This is a genomic window from Lentzea alba, from assembly GCF_047445655.1.
Classification (GTDB): domain Bacteria; phylum Actinomycetota; class Actinomycetes; order Mycobacteriales; family Pseudonocardiaceae; genus Lentzea; species Lentzea alba_A.
This window is the reverse complement of record NZ_JAJAEG010000087.1, coordinates 1-2,671: the sequence shown is the minus strand read 5'-3', so window position 1 is coordinate 2,671 and position 2,671 is coordinate 1. Positions and strand designations below refer to the sequence as shown.

The window sequence follows — 2,671 nt, the reverse complement described above, 5'->3', positions numbered from 1 at the left end:
TGCACTTCCATGATCGGGAGTTACACCGCTCTTTTTACAGTCCCTGTGTGGATGCCGTTCCATCGAGTAGCGGCCACCACCGGAGCGTTACCGCTCTACCGAGGTTCGCATACGGAGGGCGTTCGTGAGCTGGAACTGGCTGACAACCCCTCTGGCTGGCAGACCAGGCTCGCTGCACATGAGCTTCCGGACATCGGTGACCTGGACGCGGGCGACGTACTTGTATTCACCACGATGACCGTGCACGGTGGGTCCGTGAACGCCTGCAACAGCTATCGGGTGTCCATGGATGTCCGGTTCCAGCCGGTGACCGATCCGATCTGCGAGTCTGCGTTGACGTTGCCCGGATATCCGCACACCTGGGAAGAGATCTGCGAAGACTGGGATTCGGAGTTTGCGCGGTATTGGGAGCGACTGGATCTCAATGTGGTGCCGTTCGACGATCGCTGGGAGCGGTGGCGGGAGGCCGAGGCGCTGACGCGGGGCCGCGCTCAAGACGCCGCGGCCCTGTCGGCATTGAGGATCGTCGCGAGTCAGTCGGCGTCGGTAGAGGTTCGTGCTGAAGCGCGTCGACTGCTCGATAACCTTGACCCGTTGGCGGGACTGAACGGTTAGGGATGGCGCCCTGAGACGTTGTCGACGCGGCTGATGGCTGGTTGGCCGCCGAGTGCGGTGTGGGCTCGGTAGTGGTTGTAGTGGTGCATGAACTCGGGTAAGGCGTCGGCGCGTTGCTGGCCGCTGGTGTAGACCTGGGCGTAGGCCCAATCCTCGGCCAGGTTGCGGTCGAAGCGTTCGGTTGCCGGTGGCCTGTGGCCGGTGAGGCGGTGGCTGGGGCCGACGTTGGCCATCGCTTCTGGAAGGAGTGCGTGCGGCTGTAGGCCTGGCGTGTAGGCCGTGATTCGTTCGATGTGCGGTATGCATTGTGCGGCAAGGGATTGCTCCGCGCGGCGGAGGACGTCGGCGTAGGTGGTGGCGGTCTCGTCGGGGTGCGATGCGGGAAGCGTTGCGCTGGGCGCTGTCTTGCCCGTGGACTCGCCAGCTGCCACTGTCGCGCAGCCGACCGAGTTTCTTGATGTCGACGTGGACCTGTTCGCGCGGCAGGGCTTGCCCGTATCGGCGGATCACCTGCCCGGTGGGCGGTCCAGTCAGGCGCGCGTCTGGGTTCGCGGTGCCGGGTCAGGACGCGGTTCGGGGTCGGGGCGTGCAGTCCGAGGACTCCTGCGATGGGGGCGGGCCCGAGTCGCCAGGGTCCGGCGTAGTTCGAGGATCTCCGCCTCGACTGTGGCGGCGGTGCGGCGGTGCGGCGGCTGCAGCGCTCGGCCAGGCCGGCGTCACCTTCGAGCCGGTAGCGGCGGACCCTTTGTAGCCGGTCGCGCGGGACGCTCCCATCTCCGCGGCTATGTGAGCGATCGGGCGGCCGGCGAGCCGCACGCCTCCATGAGCAGCCGCCGTCCGTGCATGGTCAGCTGGGCATTGCGGTGATGCACGAAGACCTCCGTGTGCCGGGCACACCGTCAACAACGTCCGTGATCACTGCGGCTAGGCGGTCCTGGCCCGGCGCCGCGGCCGGAACCACATGAAGATGCCCGTTCCCATGAGGACGAACAGGGGGAGCAGCGGCACGTACGAGACCCACACGATCGAGCTGTTCACGGTCAGCGCCACGGCCGTGAAGACCACGGTCGCCATGAAGATCATGCTGACCACGCGGTGGAACTGCCGGATCTTCCTGTTGCCGCTCATCTCGCTGTCCTTTCCGTTGTCTGTTGCGGACAACGTTAGGAGCGGCGGGGTCAGCCGTGCTTCTTGATTCCTGACCGGACTGTCGCGCGGGCTTCGTCGGCGGTGAGGTTGCCGGTGAGGGTGAGGTTCGCGAGGCCGAGGGCGAGGGCGAGGAGCTCGGTGGCGCTGGGGCCGACCAGCGTGGTCAGCAGGCCGAGCAGTTCGTCGTAGTCCTGGCGCAACTTGGCCGCCAGCTCCGGGTTGGTCAGGGCGTGCGTTTCGAACGCCTGCGCGACGCGGAACAGCCGGCGGTCCTCGTCGGTGGCGGGGATGAGCTCGGTCAGCAGGGCTTCGACGGGCTCCGCACTGGCGGCGATCCTGGCCTGGACGCGGGCGGTGCCGCGGTCGTTGATAGCGGTGAACGCGGCCGTGAGCAGGTCTTCCTTGCTGGGGAAGTAGTGCTGGACGCGGCCGACGGACACGCCTGCCCGCTCGGCCACGCGCCGGATGCTCACCTGGTGGGTGCCCTCGGCGTCGACGATGGCGAACACCGCTTCCAGGATGGCGCCGCGCCGTTCGTCGTGGGCGGCCCCGAGACCCCGTGTCACTCGCATCCCCCTTTTCGAGACGTTCGCATTGATTTGACCACAGAACCTGGCTATGGTTCTGCCAGGCAAACCAATACGTTCGTATGGATATGGGGGAGTCGTGGAGCTGATCGCGCTGGTCCTGCTGGTGCAGGGTGGTGGTGGGTTGATCAACAACCTGGCCGGTGGGTCGAAGAGCTGGTTCGTGTTGAACTACGTGGAGATGCCGGATGCGTTGAGGATCACGGCGTACGCGGTGATGGTCGTGCTGGGACTCCTGTTGGTGGTCCGACGGTTCGGTTGGGACTGGCTCAAGAACTAGCCTCGATCTTTCGCCTGGTTGCCGGGTGAGGTGCTGGCGG

General features: G+C 66.2%; 5 protein-coding genes. 2 read left to right on the top strand and 3 right to left on the bottom strand.

The features are described 5' to 3' along the window. The coding region (locus LFM09_RS49955; RefSeq protein WP_414103709.1) for a phytanoyl-CoA dioxygenase family protein at positions 1-615 on the top strand (615 nt) is incomplete at its 5' end. Here LFM09_RS49955 and LFM09_RS49950 read toward each other — a convergent pair. From LFM09_RS49950 to LFM09_RS49940, 3 genes are all read right to left on the bottom strand, one after another. Then, entirely contained in the window at positions 612-848 is a 237-nt protein-coding gene (locus LFM09_RS49950) for an integrase core domain-containing protein (RefSeq protein WP_414103708.1), read from the bottom strand. The two genes, LFM09_RS49955 and LFM09_RS49950, sit on opposite strands and share 4 nt — an antisense overlap. A gap of 691 nt (positions 849-1,539) precedes the next feature. Beyond that, a complete protein-coding gene (locus tag LFM09_RS49945) occupies positions 1,540-1,743 on the bottom strand; it encodes a hypothetical protein (RefSeq protein WP_414103707.1) in 204 nt (67 codons plus the stop codon). Positions 1,744-1,793: 50 nt separating this feature from the next. Then, positions 1,794-2,330, bottom strand: coding sequence for a TetR/AcrR family transcriptional regulator (locus LFM09_RS49940; RefSeq protein WP_414103706.1), 537 nt, complete (start codon positions 2,328-2,330; stop codon positions 1,794-1,796). A 100-nt stretch (positions 2,331-2,430) separates the two neighbouring features. Between LFM09_RS49940 and LFM09_RS49935 the strand changes: the two genes are divergently transcribed. Next, complete coding sequence (locus LFM09_RS49935; protein WP_414103705.1) at positions 2,431-2,631, top strand: hypothetical protein; 201 nt, start codon at positions 2,431-2,433, stop codon at positions 2,629-2,631. Positions 2,632-2,671 lie beyond the last annotated feature (40 nt).

What these genes read in the sequence shown, in the direction of transcription:
- LFM09_RS49945 (WP_414103707.1), bottom strand. Translation starts at nt 1,743, where the DNA reads ATGAGCGGCAACAGGAAGATCCGGCAGTTCCACCGCGTGGTCAGCATG.
- LFM09_RS49950 (WP_414103708.1), bottom strand. Translation starts at nt 848, where the DNA reads ATGGCCAACGTCGGCCCCAGCCACCGCCTCACCGGCCACAGGCCACCG.